The organism is uncultured Tepidimonas sp. (assembly GCF_938045175.1).
Lineage (GTDB): Bacteria > Pseudomonadota > Gammaproteobacteria > Burkholderiales > Burkholderiaceae_C > Tepidimonas.
Genome location: NZ_CALIND010000002.1, coordinates 13,305 through 32,116, shown reverse-complemented (window position 1 = coordinate 32,116; position 18,812 = coordinate 13,305). Strand labels below are relative to the sequence as shown.

16 protein-coding genes and 2 tRNA genes are annotated in these 18,812 nt (G+C 65.2%); 4 read left to right on the top strand and 14 right to left on the bottom strand.

From position 1 onward, the window contains the following. Both Q0716_RS00205 and Q0716_RS00200 read right to left on the bottom strand, forming a co-directional pair. On the bottom strand, nt 1–166 hold a 166-nt coding region (locus tag Q0716_RS00205), incomplete at its 3' end, for a transposase (protein ID WP_299018397.1). A gap of 84 nt (nt 167–250) precedes the next feature. Next, nucleotides 251–844 carry an isochorismatase family protein gene (locus Q0716_RS00200; protein ID WP_299018395.1) on the bottom strand — a complete coding sequence of 198 codons (594 nt, stop codon included), beginning with the start codon at nt 842–844 and terminating at the stop codon, nt 251–253. 139 nt (nt 845–983) lie between these two features. Here Q0716_RS00200 and Q0716_RS00195 point away from each other — a divergent pair, with 139 nt between their 5' ends. Continuing rightward, nucleotides 984–1,574: a C40 family peptidase gene (locus Q0716_RS00195; RefSeq protein ID WP_299018393.1), complete on the top strand. Its 591-nt coding sequence runs from the start codon at nt 984–986 to the stop codon at nt 1,572–1,574. 33 nt (nt 1,575–1,607) lie between these two features. Here Q0716_RS00195 and Q0716_RS00190 read toward each other — a convergent pair whose 3' ends face one another. Then, complete coding sequence (locus Q0716_RS00190; RefSeq protein ID WP_299018391.1) at nt 1,608–1,832, bottom strand: YdcH family protein; 225 nt, start codon at nt 1,830–1,832, stop codon at nt 1,608–1,610. A gap of 144 nt (nt 1,833–1,976) precedes the next feature. Further along, nucleotides 1,977–4,274, bottom strand: coding sequence for an arginine/lysine/ornithine decarboxylase (locus Q0716_RS00185; RefSeq protein ID WP_299018389.1), 2,298 nt, complete (start codon nt 4,272–4,274; stop codon nt 1,977–1,979). 142 nt (nt 4,275–4,416) lie between these two features. On the opposite strand from Q0716_RS00185, the gene Q0716_RS00180 reads away from it, so the two are divergent. The 3 genes from Q0716_RS00180 (at nt 4,417) to Q0716_RS00170 (ending at nt 5,910) form a co-directional block, all read left to right on the top strand. Further along, nucleotides 4,417–4,842, top strand: coding sequence for an NfeD family protein (locus tag Q0716_RS00180; protein WP_299018387.1), 426 nt, complete (start codon nt 4,417–4,419; stop codon nt 4,840–4,842). Between the two features lie 34 nt (nt 4,843–4,876). After that, nucleotides 4,877–5,791 carry a stomatin-like protein gene (locus Q0716_RS00175; protein WP_299018385.1) on the top strand — a complete coding sequence of 305 codons (915 nt, stop codon included), beginning with the start codon at nt 4,877–4,879 and terminating at the stop codon, nt 5,789–5,791. A 28-nt stretch (nt 5,792–5,819) separates the two neighbouring features. Continuing rightward, nucleotides 5,820–5,910: transfer RNA gene (locus Q0716_RS00170), tRNA-Ser, on the top strand. A gap of 11 nt (nt 5,911–5,921) precedes the next feature. Here Q0716_RS00170 and zapE read toward each other — a convergent pair. The 10 genes from zapE to hscA all read right to left on the bottom strand — a co-directional run bounded on the left by zapE (nt 5,922) and on the right by hscA (nt 18,796). Further along, nucleotides 5,922–7,061: a cell division protein ZapE gene (gene zapE / locus Q0716_RS00165; protein ID WP_299018384.1), complete on the bottom strand. Its 1,140-nt coding sequence runs from the start codon at nt 7,059–7,061 to the stop codon at nt 5,922–5,924. A gap of 12 nt (nt 7,062–7,073) precedes the next feature. After that, nucleotides 7,074–8,501, bottom strand: coding sequence for a dihydrolipoyl dehydrogenase (gene lpdA / locus Q0716_RS00160; RefSeq protein WP_299018383.1), 1,428 nt, complete (start codon nt 8,499–8,501; stop codon nt 7,074–7,076). A 19-nt stretch (nt 8,502–8,520) separates the two neighbouring features. Next, nucleotides 8,521–9,816 (bottom strand): 2-oxoglutarate dehydrogenase complex dihydrolipoyllysine-residue succinyltransferase, encoded by a 1,296-nt coding sequence (odhB, locus tag Q0716_RS00155; protein ID WP_299018382.1) that lies wholly within the window; start codon nt 9,814–9,816, stop codon nt 8,521–8,523. Between the two features lie 91 nt (nt 9,817–9,907). Next, nucleotides 9,908–12,790 carry a 2-oxoglutarate dehydrogenase E1 component gene (locus tag Q0716_RS00150; protein WP_299018380.1) on the bottom strand — a complete coding sequence of 961 codons (2,883 nt, stop codon included), beginning with the start codon at nt 12,788–12,790 and terminating at the stop codon, nt 9,908–9,910. 199 nt (nt 12,791–12,989) lie between these two features. After that, nucleotides 12,990–13,361, bottom strand: coding sequence for a metalloregulator ArsR/SmtB family transcription factor (locus Q0716_RS00145; RefSeq protein WP_299018378.1), 372 nt, complete (start codon nt 13,359–13,361; stop codon nt 12,990–12,992). A gap of 284 nt (nt 13,362–13,645) precedes the next feature. Then, nucleotides 13,646–15,553 carry a propionate--CoA ligase gene (locus Q0716_RS00140; RefSeq protein ID WP_299018376.1) on the bottom strand — a complete coding sequence of 636 codons (1,908 nt, stop codon included), beginning with the start codon at nt 15,551–15,553 and terminating at the stop codon, nt 13,646–13,648. Between the two features lie 152 nt (nt 15,554–15,705). Further along, nucleotides 15,706–15,780 (bottom strand) — tRNA-Val (locus Q0716_RS00135). A 38-nt stretch (nt 15,781–15,818) separates the two neighbouring features. Continuing rightward, a complete protein-coding gene (dnaQ, locus tag Q0716_RS00130; protein WP_299018374.1) occupies nt 15,819–16,547 on the bottom strand; it encodes a DNA polymerase III subunit epsilon in 729 nt (242 codons plus the stop codon). A 14-nt stretch (nt 16,548–16,561) separates the two neighbouring features. Beyond that, nucleotides 16,562–16,900, bottom strand: a complete 339-nt coding sequence (fdx, locus tag Q0716_RS00125; RefSeq protein ID WP_299018372.1) for an ISC system 2Fe-2S type ferredoxin — start codon at nt 16,898–16,900, stop codon at nt 16,562–16,564. Beyond that, on the bottom strand, nt 16,901–18,796 hold the full coding sequence (gene hscA, locus Q0716_RS00120) for a Fe-S protein assembly chaperone HscA (RefSeq protein ID WP_299018370.1): 1,896 nt from the start codon (nt 18,794–18,796) through the stop codon (nt 16,901–16,903). Nucleotides 18,797–18,812 lie beyond the last annotated feature (16 nt).

Here is an 18,812-nt window from a genome sequence, read left to right as displayed (position 1 = left end):
CCCCCGCCAGACGACCGTCTCGGTCCGCACGGATCCAGTTGTGCAGCGTCTGTTGCGCAATGCCCAGGATCTTCGCCGTCGCCGCCATGCTCTGGCCAGCCTTGACCAGCCTGACCGCTTCCAGCTTGAACTCCAGCGTGTCGCGCGCTCTCGTTGCCTTCGTCACTTCCGTTCTCCTTGCCTGTATTCAACCACTCAGCAATGGATCCGGTTTCCAGGGGCAAGGTCAAGGTTACATGATTAGCAATTTTTATTTGAGCAACGCCAGCACGTCCCGAAAGCGAGAATGGCGCGCGTCGCGCAGCCACTCGAACCCCACCATCTCGACGGTCACCAACTCCACCCCACTGCTGGCCAACCGGTCGAACGCGGCGTCTCGGTCCCGCTCCCGACGCGACCCACAGGCATCGGTCACGACCCACACGTCCAGCTCGTGCTCGAGCAGACCGAGCGCTGTTTGCAGCAAGCACACGTGCGCCTCACAACCGGCCAGCACGACCGTCTGGCGCGCGGGGACTGCGGGCTTTTGCAGGTGTTTGGGCAGGCTGCGTGCGTTGCCCGTGGGGCGCACGGGCGCCTGCAGCGCCGCCAACAGGCCGCTGTCACAGGCATCGAACGCGGTTTTGGCAAACACCTGCCGGCAGCGGCTGCGCAGCTCGGCGGGCAACGCCCCCAGGCGCTCGGGGGCCTGCTCTGTGCCCCACACCGGCACATCCAGCAACTGGGCCAGCTGGGCCAGCACGGTAGCCCGCTGCAGCACGTCATCGCCGTGGGCGATCGCGGCCATCAAACGGGGCTGGTAGTCCACCAGGACGAGCTGGCAGTCGCGTAGATCCAACAACATGGGGGGTTTTCCTCGCTGATGCGTGGGCGGCCATTGACGAGCCGCACCATCTGGCCGTAATGTCACCGCCATGACCAGAACGAGCGGTTATTCGGCACCGTGTATGCGATCGTCGGCACGCAGCAGGCGCTGGGCGGCCGTGCTCGCGTTGATCGCGGCCAGTGGCTGGCTGCCCGTCGCCGAGGCCCGCGATCCTATCATGGAGCTGCTGGCGGCGCGGGGGGTGGTGCCGTCTGCCGCCGCAGCCGCGTCGGTCGTGGGCGAGCCCATCGGTGATTCCGAGGGCGGCACGCCCAATGCCTCGACCCCGGGTGTTTTCCGCCGAGATGACGAGCCGGGCCGTCGCTCCGCCGCACTGGTCTATGCGATGGCGTATGTCGGTGTCCCCTACCAGCGGGGTGGCACCGGGTTCGAACAGGGCGTGGACTGCAGCGGCTTCGTGCAGGTGACGTTTTGGGAGAGCGCGGGCATCCGCCTGCCACGGCGCTCGGTCGAACAAGCCCAGGCCACGCAAGCGATCGAGCCCGACGCGCTGGAACCCGGCGACCTGGTGTTTTTCAACACCCAAGGGCAGTCGTTCAGCCACGTCGGGATCTACGTGGGCCAAGGGCGCTTCATCCATTCCCCACGTACGGGGGCGCAGGTGCGGCTGGAACGGCTCGACGACCGCTACTGGCGCTCCCGTTTCGACGGGGCGCGGCGGGTCATTGGTGGAGCGGCCAGCGGCTGACGGCGACCGCTGGCCACACCCGGCCCCGGTCAGTCATGCCGCAGCGGCAGCGGCCTTGCGCAAAATGTCGTACAGCTCGTCCTTGAGGCGCAGCTTCTCTTTCTTCAACGTTTCGATCTGCTCGTGCGTCGCAGGCTCGATGCCCTGCTCCATGCGCTGGATGCGTTCGTCCAGCTCGTTGTGCTTGTCGAACAGACGCGTGAAATGGTGGTTGTGGTGCTTGAGTTTGCTGATCAGGTCGCGGTACTCGGGGAACATGATCTCTCCTGTGTCAGTGGTCAACGATCGATGGATCAACTGTAACCGAGCCCAGCGCACCTTCCCGGCGAAGGCTGCCAGCAGTGGCGCGCTTTTTGACGCAACGCAAACCGCCCCGCCCCAGGTACAGCGCTCGCCACAGCCTCATCCATCGCGCCGAACACAGTCAGCGAAGTAGCGCTTGCCACCATCGAACGTCTCTTCGATGACCAGCCCATGGATGTCGGTCTCGAACCCCGGGCAGCGTTCGTTGAACTCGCGCGAAAACTTCAGGTAGTCCACGATGCGGCGGTTGAACACTTCACCCGGGATGAGCAGCGGAATGCCAGGCGGATACGGCGTGATGAGGGCAGTGGTGATGCGCCCCTCCAGCTCGTCGATCGTCACGCGCTCGGTGTTGCGGCGCGCGATCTGCGCGTAGGCGTCACTGGGCTTCATGGCCGGCGTCAGATCGCTCAGGTAGATCTCGGTGGTCAGCCGCGCCACGTCGTAGCGGGCGTACATCTCGTGCACGAACTGGCACAGGTCGCGCAGACCCATGCGCTCGTAGCGGGGCTGCTTGCGGCAGAACTCCGGCATCACGCGCCACATGGGCTGGTTGCGGTCGTAGTCGTCCTTGAACTGCTGCAAGGCGGTGAGCAGCGTGTTCCAGCGGCCCTTGGTGATGCCGATGGTGAACATGATGAAAAACGAGTACAGGCCCGTCTTTTCCACCACCACGCCGTGCTCGGCCAAAAACTTGGTCACGATGCTGGCCGGGATTCCCGTGGGCGCGAAGTCGCCCTTGAGGTTGAGGCCCGGCGTGATGATGGTGGCCTTGATGGGGTCGAGCATGTTGAAGCCCGGCGCCATGTCGCCGAAGCCATGCCAGGCGTCTTCGCCGTCGGCGGTCTGCACGCCGGCGGCATCGGTGCGCTTGAGTACCCAGTCATCGGCACGGCCAATGCCCTCTTCCGCCAGCTCCTCCGGCCCCCAAACCTGGAACCACCACTCGTCAGGTCCGAATTCGGCATCCACCTTGCGCATGGCGCGCCGGAAGTCGAGCGACTCGGCGATGCTCTCCTCCACCAGCGCCGTGCCTCCCGGCGGCTCCATCATCGCGGCGGCCACGTCGCAGCTGGCAATGATGCTGTACTGCGGGCTGGTCGAGGTATGCATCAGATACGCCTCGTTGAACAGGTGGCGATCGAGGCGCTGCGTTTGCGAGTCCTGCACCAACACTTGTGACGCCTGGCTGATGCCGGCTAGCAGCTTGTGGATGGACTGCGTGGAGTACACCACCGAATGTTGCGGCCGTGCGCGCTTGCGCCCCATGGCGTGGAAAGTGCCATAAAACGGGTGAAACGCCGCGTGCGGCAGCCACGCCTCATCGAAGTGCAGGTTGTCCACGTAGCCATCGAGCAGCTGCTTGATGGTTTCGGTGTTGTAGAGCACCCCGTCGTAGGTGGATTGGGTCAGCGTGAGGATCTTGGGCCGCACGCTGGCGGGATCCACGCCTTGCAGCAAGGGGTGCGCCGCAATCTTGGCGCGGATGCTGTCGGGCTCGAACTCGCTGCGCGGAATCGGGCCGATGATGCCGTAGTGATTTCGCGTGGGCTTGAGGAATACGGGGATGGCCCCGGTCATGATGATGCTGTGCAGGATAGACTTGTGGCAGTTGCGGTCCACCAGCACCACATCGCCCGGCGCCACCGTGTGGTGCCAAACCATCTTGTTGCTGGTGCTGGTGCCGTTGGTGACGAAGAAACAGTGGTCGGCGTTGAAGATACGCGCGGCGTTGCGCTCGCTCTCGCCAATGGCGCCGTTGTGGTCCAGCAGCTGGCCCAGCTCCTCCACCGCGTTGCAGACGTCGGCGCGCAGCATGTTTTCACCAAAGAATTGGTGAAACATCTGACCCACGGGTGTCTTGAGAAACGCCACCCCACCCGAATGCCCAGGACAGTGCCACGAATACGAGCCGTCTTCGGCATAGTCCAGCAACGCCTTGAAAAAGGGCGGCTGGATGTACTCCAGGTACGCCTTGGCCTCGCGGATGATGTGGCGCGCGACGAACTCCGGCGTATCCTCGAACATGTGGATGAAGCCGTGCAGCTCGCGCAAAATGTCGTTGGGCAAGTGGCGGCTGGTGCGCGTCTCACCGTACACGTAGATCGGCACTTCGGCATTCTTGCGTCGCACCTCCTGGATGAAGGCGCGCAGGTTCTGCACCGCCGGGTCGTCTTCCGGGTTGCCGCTGATTTCCTCGTCGTCGATCGACAGAATGAAGGCGCTGGCGCGGCTTTGCTGCTGGGCGAACTGGCTGAGGTCGCCGTAGCTGGTGACGCCCACCACGTCGAAGCCCTCGGCCTCGATGGCCTGCGCCAGCGCCCGGATACCCAAGCCCGAGGTGTTGTCGGAACGGTAGTCTTCGTCGATGATGACGATGGGAAAGCGGAATTTCATGGGGCGCAAGTGTACGAACAACCGGTGGGCGACGGATGACTCCGCACGAGAAAATAACGAACGGCGTCACGCAGGCGTTGTATAACCCAAACACGCGCTCGGGGTTCATTCACCGCGCACTGAGGCAGCGAAGGACCTGATCATGGCAGATTCGACGGTATGGTGGCTGCTGGCCGGCGTGGCCGTCGCGGCCGAGCTGACCAGCGGTACATTCTTCTTGCTCATGTTGGCCCTAGGGGCCGCCGCCGGTGCGCTGGCCGCGCATGCCGGTTTGGGCTTGAGTGGGCAGCTCGTGACGGCGGCACTCGTCGGCGGTGGCGCGGTGGCAGTATGGATGCGCTGGCGCCGCCGCCACCCCAAGGGCCCCGCGCCACAGTCCGACCCCAACGTGGTGCTCGACATCGGCCAGATCATCCACGTGCCCGCCTGGAATACCGATGGCACTGCCCACGTGCGCTACCGCGGGGCGGACTGGGTGGCCCAAGCGGCTGCTGGAACGTCACCATCACCCGGCGCCTGGCGCATCACCGCCGTCATCGGCAATCGCCTGGTCGTCGAGCCTGCCTGACCCCATCGGCACTTTTTCTCACACCGGAGGCTTTATGGAAATCGCTTTCCTCCTACTCGTCATCGCCGTGATCTTCGTGGCCAAGGCCATCAAGGTCGTGCCACAGCAAACCGCCTGGGTCGTCGAGCGCCTCGGGCGCTACGACCGCACGCTGGCGCCAGGCTTGAACTTCGTCATCCCGTTCATCGAAAAGGTCGCCTACAAACACAGCCTCAAGGAAATCCCGCTGGACGTGCCCGAACAGATCTGTATTACCAAGGACAACACCCAGCTCAAGGTAGACGGCATCCTGTACTTCCAGGTCACCGACCCCATGCGTGCCAGCTACGGCTCGTCCAACTACGTGCTGGCGATCACGCAGCTGGCTCAAACCACCCTGCGCAGCGTCATCGGCCGGCTTGAGCTGGACAAAACTTTCGAAGAGCGCGAGATGATCAACGCCCAGGTGGTCAACGCCATCGACGAAGCCGCGCTCAACTGGGGCGTGAAGGTGCTGCGCTACGAGATCAAGGATCTGACGCCCCCCGCCGAAATCTTGCGCGCCATGCAGGCGCAGATTACCGCGGAGCGCGAGAAAAGGGCACTGATCGCCGCCTCCGAGGGCAAGCGGCAAGAGCAGATCAACCTGGCCGAGGGCGAACGTGCGGCGTTCATCGCCAAGTCCGAGGGCGAAAAGCAAGCCGCCATCAACCAGGCGCAGGGCGAGGCAGCCGCCATCCGCGAGGTGGCCGAGGCCACCGCCCAGGCCATCGAGCGCGTGGCGGCGGCCATCCGCCAACCTGGTGGTGAGCAAGCGGTGCAACTGAAGGTGGCCGAAAAAGCCGTGGAAGCCTACGCCCGCGTCGCACACGATGCCGACACGACGCTCATCGTGCCCAGCAACATGACCGAAGTCTCGGCCCTGATCGGCTCCGCCATGAAGATGGTGGGTACGGTCAAGACCAACTGAGCCGCGGTGTACAATGCGTGGCTGCCACGGAGAGATGGATGAGTGGTTTAAGTCGCACGCCTGGAAAGCGTGTAGGGGTTAACAGCCCCTCGGGGGTTCGAATCCCCCTCTCTCCGCCACGAATCCGAAATCACCTCAGCCGGGTATCCACCTCGCGCCGCTGCAGCGCCAGGTACTCGCGGGACTGCATTTCGTGCAGTCGCGAAACGGTACGCGGAAACTCGTGCGCCAGCGGCCCTTCGGTGTAGAGCTGCTCCGGCGGCACGGCCGCCGAAACGATCAGCTTGACGCGGCGATCGTAGAGCACGTCGACCAACCAAGTGAAGCGCCGGGCTGCCGACGCCATGTTGACCGGCATGTGCGGCACATTGCTCAACAGCACGGTGTGAAACTGGGTGGCCAGTTCCAGATAATCGTTTTGTGAGCGTGGGCCGCCACAGAGGGTGCGAAAGTCGAACCACACAACGCCCCCCGCGCGGCGAATGGCGCGGATCTCACGCCCCTCGATGCGCAGCACGGGGTCTTCGTCGTGCGCCTCGGCCAGTTGCTCGAAGGTCGCCTCCATTTCGCGCTCGGTGGCCTCGCCCAACGGTGTCAGGTACAGCCGCACGTGCTCCAGCGTGCGGCGCCGATAGTCGATGCCGTGGTCGACGTTGACCACCTCCATCGTGCGCTTGAGCAGCTCGATGGCCGGCAGGATGCGATCGCGGTGCAGGCCGTCCGGGTACAACCCATCCGGATGAAAGTTGCTGGTCGTCACCATCCCGATGCCGTATTTCTGCAGCGCCTCCAGCAGCCGATGCAGGATCATGGCGTCGGTCACGTCGGCCACGTGAAATTCGTCGAAGCAGATGAGTCGGTAGCGCACCGACATCTGCCGAGCCAGCGCGTCGAGGGGGTCGACCGTGCCCTGCAGATTCGTGAGCTCGCGGTGCACCTCCCGCATGAACTCGTGAAAATGCAGCCGCGTCTTGCGCCGCAGGGGCACGGCGTTGTAGAAGCAGTCCATCAAAAAGCTTTTGCCGCGCCCTACCCCGCCGTACATGTACACGCCGCGCGGGATCGGCAGGCGGTTGATCAGCTTTTTGAGCGCATTCGAGCGCCGCTGCTTGAAGTGCGCCCACTCAGCGGCGCAACGCTCCAGCGCCTGCACCGCGCGCAGCTGCGCCGGGTCACTGTGGTAGCCGCGTGCGGCCAGCTCCGCCTCGTAGGCGCGCCGCACCGGCCCCCACGAGGGGTCCGGTGCCGGCGCTTCGGCACGTGCCTGCATCGAACCACCCGCTCAGAAATTGAGCGTGCGCTTGTCCACGGCCAAGGCGGCTTCTTTGGTGGCCTCGGACAGCGAGGGGTGGGCGTGGCAAATGCGGCCGATATCCTCGGCACTGGCGCGAAACTCCATCGCCACCACGGCTTCGGCGATCAGTTCGGAGGCCATCGGCCCCACGATGTGCACGCCCAGGATCTCGTCCGTGGTGGCATCGGCCAGCACCTTGACCATGCCGGTGGTGTCACCCAACGCGCGCGCGCGGCCATTGGCCAGGAAAGGGAACGTACCCGCCTTGTACGCGCGCCCGGCGGCCTTGAGCTGCTGCTCGGTCTGTCCCACCCAGGCAATCTCGGGGCTGGTATAGATGACCCACGGAATGGTGTTGAAATTGACGTGGGGGTGCTGACCCGCGATGCGCTCGGCCACGGCCACGCCCTCCTCCTCGGCCTTGTGCGCCAGCATGGGGCCGCGCACCACGTCGCCCACGGCCCACACGCCAGGCAGGTGGGTGCGGCACTCGTCGTCCACCACGATGGCGCCGCGCTCGTCGAGCTTCAGCCCCACGGCCTCGGCATTGAGCCCTGCCGTATGGGGCACGCGGCCGATGGAGACGATGAGCTTGTCGGCCTCCAGCGTCACCGCCTCGGCCTTGGCGTTGGTGTAGGCGATGCTGACCCCCTTGCGGGTCGTCTTGACCTCGCCGACCTTGACGCCCAGCTCGATCTTGAGGCCCTGTTTATCGAACGCCTTCTTGGCCTCCTTGGCAATCTGTTCGTCGACCGCGGCCAGGAAGGTGGGCATTCCCTCCAGAATGGTGACCTCAGCCCCCAGGCGGCGCCAGACCGAGCCCATCTCCAGCCCGATCACACCCGAGCCGATGATCGCCAACTTTTTGGGTACCGCACCCAGGCGCAGCGCGCCGTCGTTGGACAGGATCTTGTCCTCATCGAACGGCACGCCAGGCAGCGCCCGGGCGCTGGAGCCGGTGGCAACGACGACGTGCTTGCCCACCAGAGTCTCGGTCTGCTCACCGCTGACGGCGATTTCGTAGCCGCCCTCCACTGCCCGCACGAACGAGCCGCGCCCATGGAAGAACGTAACCTTGTTCTTCTTGAACAGGTAGAGGATGCCGTCGTTGTTTTGCTTCACGACCGCATCCTTGCGCGCGATCATCTTGGCCACGTCGATCTTGACGGGGCCGGTACTGATGCCGTGCTCGGCGAAGTGGAGCTGCGCGTGCTCGAAGTGCTCGGACGACTGCAGCAGTGCCTTGGAAGGGATGCAGCCAACGTTGGTACAAGTGCCGCCCGGGGCGGGGCCGCCGGCGGCGTTTTTCCATTCGTCGATGCAAGCCACTTTGAAGCCGAGCTGCGCCGCGCGGATGGCGGCGATATAGCCGCCGGGGCCGGCGCCGATGACGACGACGTCAAATGCGTGTGCCATGTGTCACTGCTCCGTCGCGTCAAATGTTGAACAGCAGGCGCGCGGGGTCTTCCAGCGCTTCCTTCATTGCCACCAAGCCCAGCACGGCCTCGCGCCCGTCGATGATGCGGTGGTCGTACGACATGGCCAGATAGTTGATCGGACGGATCACGATCTGGCCATTTTCGACCACAGGGCGCTCCTTGGTCGCGTGCACGCCCAGGATGGCCGACTGCGGCGGGTTGATGATGGGCGTGGACAACATGGAGCCGAACACACCGCCGTTCGAGATAGAGAACGTCCCGCCGGTCATCTCCTCGATGCCCAGCTTGCCTTCGGCCGCGCGCTTGCCAAAGTCGGCGATCTTTTTCTCGATCTCGGCAAAGCTCAACTGGTCGGCATTGCGCAGGATGGGCACGACCAGACCGCGCGGCGAACCCACCGCGATGCCGATGTCGAAGTAGCCGTGGTAGACGATGTCGTTGCCGTCCACGCTGGCGTTGAGGATGGGGAACTTCTTGAGCGCGTGCACCGCGGCCTTGACGAAAAAGCTCATGAAGCCGAGCTTGACGCCGTGTTCTTTTTCGAAGCGCTCCTGGTACTTCTTGCGCAGCTCCATGACCGGCGCCATGTTGACCTCGTTGAAGGTGGTCAGGATGGCGTTGGTGGCCTGCGACTGCAGCAGGCGCTCGGCGATGCGGGCGCGCAGACGCGTCATGGGCACGCGCTGTTCGGGCCGGTTGGCCAGATCGGCGGGCAAGCCAACCGGCGCGCTGACGGGGGGCAGCACACGAGTGGGCGCCCCCGTGGGGATGGCGGCCGCCGGGGCCGCCGCCGCGGCGGGCTTGGGCGCCGCCACCGCCGCCAGCACGTCACCCTTGGTGACGCGACCATCCTTGCCGGTGCCGGCCACAGAGCCCGGTGCCAGGCCATGGTCGGCCATCAACTTGGCGGCAGCAGGCATCGCCACCCCGGCCATACGACCGCCCTCCGCGGCAGGCGCGGCGGCAGCGGCAGCCACCGGTGCGGGTGCCGGGCTCGGTGCTGGGGAGGCGGCGGGCGTCGCTGCAGGTGCGGGCGTGGCGACGGCCTTGCCCTCGGTATCGACGCGGGCGATCACTTGCTCCGACACGACCGTGCCACCGTCACCGACCACGATTTCGGCCAGCACACCGGCAGCGGGCGCCGGCACTTCCAGCACCACTTTGTCGGTCTCGATTTCGATCAGAATCTCGTCGGCAGCCACGAGGTCGCCGACCTTTTTCTTCCACTGCAACAGGGTGGCCTCCGCAACCGACTCCGACAGCTGCGGCACTTTCACATCAACGATGGCCATGGTGTGTTCTTCCTCGATCAATGCTTGAAAAGGGGGATGACAGGACCGACGCGCCCACGACGGCTCGGGCGCGCCATTGCGCCGTGACGTCTCACTTGGTCAGGATGAAGCCCTTGAGTCGGCCGAAGGCGGCTTCGACCAATGCCTTTTGTTGCTCCTGGTGCAGGTGCGCGTAGCCTACCGCCGGCGACGCCGATGCGGCGCGGCCCGCGTAGCCCAGGCGCTGGCCGTCGAGCATGTTTTCGTGGATGTTGTGCTGCACGAAAAACCACGGCCCCTGGTTTTGCGGCTCGTCCTGGCACCACACGATGTCGGTGGCGTTGGGGAAGCGCTTGAGCTCGGCGGCAAAGGCCCGATGGGGGAACGGGTAGAGCTGCTCGATGCGCACGATGGCGACGTCGTCGGCCCCCTTTTCTTCGCGTTTTTTGGTCAGGTCGTAGTACACCTTGCCCGAGCAGACGATGACGCGCTTGACACGCTGCGCGTTTTTGATTACGTCGGCGTTTTGCTCGGGGATGACGGTCTGGAAGCCCCCTTTGGTGAACTCGGACAGTGGCGACGCCGCGTCCTTGTGCCGCAGCAGCGACTTGGGTGTGAAGACGATGAGCGGCTTGCGCAGGTTGCGCACCATTTGCCGGCGCAGCACGTGGAAAATCTGGCTGGCTGTGGTGGGCTGCACGATCTGCATATTGGTGTCGGCAGCCAGCTGCATGAAGCGCTCGATGCGCGCCGAGCTGTGCTCGGGCCCCTGTCCTTCATAGCCGTGCGGCAGGAACAGCGTGATGCCGTTGACGCGGCCCCATTTGACCTCGCCCGAGGCGATGAACTGGTCGATGACGACCTGCGCCCCGTTGGCGAAGTCACCGAACTGCGCCTCCCAAATCACCAGCGTGTTCGGGTCGTTGGACGCATAGCCGTATTCGAACCCGAGCACCGCTTCCTCGGACAGGATGGAGTCGATGACGACGAACGGTGCCTGGTTGTCGGCGACGTTTTGCAGCGGGATGTAGGTCCCTTCGTCCCACTTCTCGCGATTCTGGTCGTGGATGACCGCATGGCGGTGCGTGAACGTACCGCGGCCGCAGTCCTCACCCGACAGCCGCACGCCGTAGCCACTGGCGACCAGGGAGGCAAACGCCATATGCTCGCCCATGCCCCAGTCGACGGGGATCTCGCCGCGTCCCATGGCGGCGCGGTCGGCCAGCACCTTCTTGACGAGCTGATGCGGCGTGATGTTGTCCGGTACCGTGGTAATGCGCTCGGCCAGGCGTTTCCACTCCGACAACGGGATGGCAGTGTCGGCCGCGTCGGTCCACTTCTTGCCAAGGAACGGCGTCCAGTCCACCGCGTATTTGCTCTTGTAGTTGGTCAGCACCGGATCCACGGTACGGCGCCCTTCATCCAGCATGGCACGGTACGCCTTGACCATTTCGTCCGGCCCTTCCGGCGGCAGGATGCCCTGCGCCACCAGCTTGTCGCCGTAGAGCTTGCGTGTGCCGGGGTGCTGCGCGATCTTTTTGTACATCAGCGGCTGGGTCAGCGACGGCGTGTCTTGCTCGTTGTGGCCCAGCTTGCGGAAGCACACGATGTCGATGACGACGTCCTTGCGGAACGTCTGGCGGTATTCGATCGCCAGTTGCGTCGCCAACACCACGGCCTCCGGATCGTCACCGTTGACGTGCAGCACCGGGGCTTCGATCATCTTGACGACGTCGGTGCAGTACAGCGTCGAGCGGCTGTCGCGCGGGTCCGAAGTGGTAAAGCCGATCTGGTTGTTGATGACGATGTGCACCGTGCCGCCGGTGTAGTAGCCGCGCGTTTGCGCCAGCGCCAGCGTCTCCATCACCACACCCTGACCGGCAAACGCGGCGTCGCCGTGCACGAGCACCGGCAGCACTTGGTCGCCGCGCTTGTCGCCGCGCCGGTCCATGCGCGCGCGGGCCGAGCCCTCGACCACGGGGTTGACGATCTCAAGGTGCGACGGGTTGAACGCCAGGCTCAGGTGCACCGGGCCGCCAGGTGTGGAGACGTCGGAACTGAAACCCTGGTGGTACTTGACGTCACCGGCCGGCAGGTCTTCGGGCGCCTTGTGTTCGAACTCGGCAAACAAGTCCTTGGGCATCTTGCCCATGACGTTGACCAGGACGTTGAGGCGCCCGCGGTGGGCCATGCCGATCACGACCTCCTGCACGCCGGCAGCGCCCGCCTGCTGAATGAGCTCATCCATGGAGGCAATGAAGCTCTCGCCCCCTTCGAGTGAGAAGCGCTTTTGCCCGACGTACTTGGTGTGCAAGTAGCGCTCCAACCCTTCCGCCTTGGTGAGGTTTTCCAGGATGTGCTTCTTTTGTTCGGCGGTGAAGTTGGGCTTGCTGCGGATGCGCTCGAGCTTTTCCTGCCACCAGCGCTTTTGCGCCATGTCGGTGATGTACATGTACTCGGCGCCGATCGTGCCGCAGTACGTCTCGCGCAGCGCGTTGAGCAGCTCGCGCAGCGACATCGTCTCCTTGCCAAAGTAGGTATTGGAGACGTTGAATGTGGTTTCGAGGTCGGCGTCGGTGAAGCCGTAGAACGAGGGTTCGAGCTCGGGGATCTCGGGGCGCTCGGAGCGCTTGAGCGGATCGAGGTTGGCCCAGCGCACGCCGATGTTGCGGTAGGCCGCGATCAACTGCTGGGTAGCCACCCGCTTGCGCGCGATGTCGGAATCCGCCCCCTGGGCCGCCACGGGATGCACGACGCCCTGCTTGGCCATCTCGGCAAACGCCGCGATCACCGGCATGTGCGGGATGTCGCGAGCGTCGCTGCCATCGACCGCCGGCACGTGCTGCAGCGCATCGAAGTAATCGCGCCACGATTCGGGCACGCTGGTAGGGTCGGTGAGGTATTTCTCGTACATCTCCTCCACGTACGGCGCGTTGCCGCCAAAGAGGTACGAGTTGCCATTGAAGGCCTGGTAGACGCTCGTCGTCTCGCTCATGGAATCGCTGACCTCCGTCTCCCTGCAGGAGACTTGCTGGTTGGAACAACCTTCCGCGACACGGCTGAACCGGTTGGCGGACGCGACAGTGACACTGGAAGGAACTGTGCAGGCCGCATTGTGCCACCAAAGCTCGCGGGCCTGTCAAAAAAAAGACAACTTTTCCCGCCGCCAACGGCTCCAGCGGGTATCGCAATCGTCAAGTTCGCCGCGGTGACAGCCGCTGCTCGGCCGGCACACCCCCCGGCTCATCGAGCTCGATCGCGATCTGCGTGCAGACGGTGCGACACAGGGCAACTGCCTGCTCGCTCTGAACCCGGTAGTAGACCTGGGTGCCCTCTTTGCGCTTGGCCAAGACGCCCGCGCGGTACAGCAGATTGAGGTGCTGCGACAGGTTGGGCTGCGTCGTGTCGATTTCGGCCAATAGCTCCGACACCGACTTCTCCTTGTCGCACAGGGCGTTGAGGATGCGCAGCCGGGTCGGCGTGGCCAAGATCCCGAAAAGCTCGGCCGCTAGCTCGAAAACCCGGTTTTTGTCAACGGTGGCGTCTGTATCAGTCGATGTTTGCATCTTGAAGCAACAGGTCGGATCGTTTCGATCATACCCACGAATCGCACAAACACCAACAACATCAGACCAGGCACACGTGCACTGTGGAAGTCACCGTGAAAGACCAGGGCCGCACGCGCCGGTACATCGCCCCGCGTCACGCGATTCAGCTATCTTCTACTGGACGCACGATAAAACCGGCATATGACCTATGCGCGTCCCAATGGCCGTGGTAGACCTTAGGCAAGCGGGCACGCCTCGTCTCAGCGGCCGCTGGTTCTGAACCAGCCGACTCCGGCCCTCTTTCAGGTGTTTGGCGTCTGAACCAGGTCACGAATCTGCTGCAGGGCGCTGGGATCATCCAACGTGGTCAGGTCGCCGGGGTCCCGCCCCTCACACACCGCCTGGATGGCCCGCCGCAGCAGCTTGCCGCTGCGCGTCTTGGGCAACAGGGAGACGAAGCGCACACGAGCCGGCCGCGCCACTGCCCCGAGCTGTTCGTCCACCACCTTCATGATCTCGCCCTCGAGCCGCAGCGCGTCGGCCTCGGTCGCGGCCAGCGTCGGGTCCTTGAGCACGGCAAACGCCATGGCCACCTGACCCTTGAGCGCATCGGCCACCCCAACGACGGCCACCTCGGCGACGGCGGGGTGGCTGGAGATGCTCTCCTCGATCTCGCGCGTGCCCAGGCGGTGCCCCGCGACGTTGATCACATCGTCGGTGCGCCCCAAGATGTAGTAGTAGCCATCCGCGTCGCGCACGCCCCAGTCGAACGTGCTGTACATCTGGCGGCCGGGGATGCTGGACCAATACGTCTTGACGTAGCGCGCATCGTCCCCCCAGACCGTCTGCAGGCAGCCCGGCGGTAGCGGGTACTGCACCGCGATCACGCCCTTGCGGTCGGGCTCGGAGATCTCTTCGCCGGTGTTTTCGTCGATCAAACGCACGTCGTAGCCATAGACCGCTTTCCCCGGCGAGCCGAATTTGGTGGGCGCGGGCTCGACGCCGTTGCAGATGGCCAGGATCGGCCAGCCGGTCTCGGTTTGCCAATAGTTGTCGATGACGGGTTTGCCGATCGCCTGCGCCATCCAGGTGGCCGTCGGCTCGTCCAGCGGTTCACCCGCCAGGAACAAGGCGCGCAGGCTGCTCAGGTCGTAGCGTGTCAGGTAAGCCGGGTCCTGTTTTTTGAGCACACGTGCGGCCGTCGGCGCAGTAAACATGATCGAGACGCGGTAGTCCTGCACCAGCCGCCACCAGATGCCGGCATCGGGCCGCACGGGCGTGCCCTCGTACATGATGGTGGCCATGCCATTGATCAGCGGCCCATAGATGATGTAGCTGTGCCCGACGACCCAGCCGATGTCGCTGGTGGAGAAATACGTCTCCCCGGGATTGGCCATGTAGATGTGGCGCATGGAGGCGGCCAGCGCCACCGCGTAGCCGCCCGTGTCCCGCTGCACGCCCTTGGGCTTGCCCGTCGTGCCACTGGTGTAGAGGATGTAGCTGGGGTGCGTGCTGTCCACCCACTCACAAGGCACCTGCGCATCCCGGTGCTGCTCGCGCAGCGCGGCGTAGTCCACGTCGCGGCCGGCCACCGGATCCAGCGCCGCCAACCCACGGTTGACCATCAAGACGCGCTCGGGCTGGTGGCGCGACAGGCGTATCGCCTCGTCCAGTAGATGCTTGTACGGCACCACCTTGCCGGCGCGCATGCCGGCATCGGCGCTCACGATGACCTTGGGCGTCGCGTCGTCGATGCGCGTGGCCAGGCTGTGGCTCGCAAAGCCGCCGAACACCACGGAGTTGATGGCACCGATGCGCACGCAAGCCAGCATCGCAAACGCCGCTTCCGGGATCATCGGCATGTAGATCAAGACGCGGTCACCCTTGGTCACCCCCAGCGATTGCAAAATCGCCGCCATGCGCTGCACCTCGGTTTGCAGCTCGCGGTAGGTATAGACACGCTCGGTGTTGGTTTCGGTGGAGACGTAGATGAGCGCGTTTTGGTCACCGCGGGTGGCGACGTGCCGATCCACCGCGTTGTGGCACAGATTGGTCAGCCCGCCCTCGAACCAACGCACAAACGGCGGATGGTCGGTGTTGCACACGCGCCGGTAGGGCTCGTGCCAGTCGATGAGGCGGGCCTGTTCTGCCCAGAAAGCATCCCGGTCATCGATCGAACGACGATAAAAATCGGCATAGCGCTCGGCCATGGGGGTCTCCTCGCTTGGCGTTGTCAATCGTGCGCCATTATGGCGCTGCGCCTTGCACGGGACTGACGCACGGAGTGGATGCGGCCGCCCCACACGGGCCAGCCGGACACCATGAAAAAAGCCAGCACATAGGCTGGCTTTCGAGATGGGGTTGGTGGGTGATGCAGGGTTCGAACCTACGACCCCTGCCGTGTGAAGGCAGTGCTCTACCACTGAGCTAATCACCCGGTCGTTATGTCGATAGGCGTGATTATAGCCGACTTTTTCAGCCACCCGCGGCCGGTTGGGCGGCGGGCTCCAGGCGACGCCACACCGTGCGGCCCTTCGACTCTTTGTCCAGCGCAGTCAGCACCGCCTCGTGCTCGGCACACTCCGCATCGCTGGCGCGCAGCACCGGCAGGGCAAAGGTGGACAGGTCGCGGCGTGCCAGCGCATCGCCACCCGCCCCGGGCATCGGCACCTCGATGACAAGTGACTCCTGCCCGCGCGTCATGTAGATGTACACGTCGGCCAGCAGCTCGGCGTCGAGCAGCGCGCCATGCAGCTGACGGCCGGAATTGTCCACGCCCAGGCGGTCGCACAGGGCATCGAGCCCGTTGCGTTTGCCCGGCCACATCTCCTTGGCCATGACCAGGGTGTCGATGACCCCGCGCACCAGGCGGCGCGTCGGCCCGAGCCCCAGGCGGCCGAATTCCGCGTCCAGAAAGCCGAGGTCGAACGGGGCGTTGTGAATGATCAGCTCGGCGCCCTGCAGATAGTCGGCCAGCTCGGCCGCGATGTCGGCAAAGCGTGGCTTGTCGGCCAAAAACTCGAGCGTGATGCCGTGCACGCGCAGCGCGTCCTCGTGGATGTCGCGCTCCGGGTTGAGGTAGAAGTGCCGGTTGTTCCCGGTGAGCTGGCGGTTGACCAGCTCGACGCAGCCGATCTCGATGATGCGGTCGCCGTCCTGCGGCGACAGGCCGGTCGTTTCGGTATCGAGCACGATCTGGCGCATGGGTCACACCAAGGTCAGTGCCGCTCGCGGGCGTGGTTGATGGAGTAGCGCGGGATCTCGATCGTGACGTCCTGCGTGCCCAGGCGTGCCTGACAGCTCAGGCGCGAGTGGGGCTCCAGCCCCCACGCCTTGTCGAGCATGTCCTCTTCCTCTTCGCTGGGCTCGTTGAGGGATTCGTAGCCCTGGCGCACCACGACGTGGCAGGTGGTGCAGGCGCAGCTCATCTCGCACGCATGCTCGATGGGGATGTCGTTGTCGAGCAGCGCCTCACAAATGGAGGTGCCAGTGGGCGCCTTGACGGCGGCGCCCTGCGGGCAGCACTCGGGATGGGGCAAGACGGTGATGACGGGCATTCAAAGATTCTCCACATGCCGGCCCGCCAGGGCCTGGGCGATGCTGCGGTTCATGCGACGGGCAGCGAAGTCTTCCGTGCCTTTGGCCAAGGCTTTGGTGGCGGCCTCGATCGCTCCCGCATCCGTGCCGGAGCGGGCCGACTCGACGGCTTGCAGCAAGCCCTCGATCGCTTGGCGTTCGCCTTCGTCCAACAAATCGCCATCGGCGGCGAGCGCGCTGCGGGTGGCCTCGAGCATCCGTTCCGCCTCGACCCGGGCTTCGATCAGCACGCGTGTCTGCATGTCCTGCTCGGCGGTGGCGAAGCTGTCTTGCAACATACGGGCGATCTGGTCTTCGCTGAGGCCGTACGACGGCTTGACGTCGATGTGCGCTTCCACACCCGAGGTGAGCTCGCGGGCGCTGACGGTCAGCAGACCGTCAGCGTCCACGGTAAACGTCACGCGGATGCGCGCCGCGCCCGCAGCCATCGGCGGGATGCCGCGCAGCTCGAAGCGGGCCAGGCTGCGGCAGTCCTGCGCCAGATCACGCTCGCCTTGCACCACATGCAGCGCCAGCGCCGTCTGGCCATCGCGGTAGGTGGTGAAATTTTGCGCTCGGGCTGTGGGGATCGGCGTGTTGCGCGGCACGATGCGCTCGACCAGCCCGCCCATCGTCTCGATGCCCAGCGACAGCGGGATGACGTCGAGCAGCAGCAGCTCGCCGTTCGGGTCGTTGCCGGCGAGCTGGTTGGCCTGGATGGCCGCGCCGATGGCCACCACTTCGTCGGGGTTCAAATCGATCAGGGGCTCGCGTCCAAAAAACTGCGCGACCGCCTGCCGCACGACCGGCATGCGGGTCGAGCCCCCCACCATGACGACGCCCTGCACCTCGTCGGGGGCAACACGCGCATCGCGCAAGACGCGGCGCACGGCCGCCATGGTTCGCTCGGTCAACGAACGGGTCAGATCGGCGAACTCGGTCATCCCCAGCGCCAGTGTCTGCGCGGCAGCCCCACGGGGCACCAACAAGGTCACGCGCTCACCTTGGGCGCAGGCGCTCAGGGCTTCTTTGGCGCGCCGGGCCTCGGCCAGCAGCGCCGCGCGCTGCCCGGCGGGCAGTGCCGCCAGGGCCTTGCCCGGCTCGATCTGCTGCAGTGCCCAGTCGGCCAGGGCGCGGTCGTAATCGTCGCCGCCCAGGGCCGAGTCGCCGCCCGTGGCCACGACCTCGAACACGCCGCGGGTCAGGCGCAGCAGCGACACGTCGAACGTGCCGCCGCCTAGGTCATAGACCAGGTACAGTCCCTCGGAGCCGTTGTCGAGGCCATAGGCGATGGCGGCGGCCGTCGGCTCGTTGAGCAGGCGCAGCACGTTCAGGCCCGCCAGCCGCGCCGCGTCTTTGGTGGCCTGGCGCTGAGCATCGTCGAAATACGCCGGCACGGTGATGACCGCGCCGTACAGGTCGGCGTCAAAGGTGTCTTCGGCGCGCTGGCGCAAGGTCGCCAAGATCTCCGCGCTGATTTCCACCGGCGTCTTGTCGCCGGCGACGGTACGCACCACGATGCCGCCGGGCCCATCGGCCAACGTGTACGGCAGACGCGCGGCAACACCCTGAGCCTGCAGGTCGGCCAGCGAGCGCCCCATCAGCCGCTTGACCGAGCTGATGGTGTTGGCCGGATCATCGACCTGGGCCGCCAGCGCTTCGTACCCGATCTGGCGCGACGGCTGGCTGCCCGCTGGCAGGTAGCGGACAACGCTCGGCAGCAATACCCTGCCCTGCGCATCGGGGAGGCATTCGGCCACGCCGTGGCGCACCGCGGCCACGAGCGAGTGGGTGGTGCCCAAGTCGATACCGACGGCAATGCGCCGCTGGTGCGGGTCGGGCGACGCGCCCGGTTCGGAAATTTGCAATAAAGCCATGGGTGTATTCCGGTGG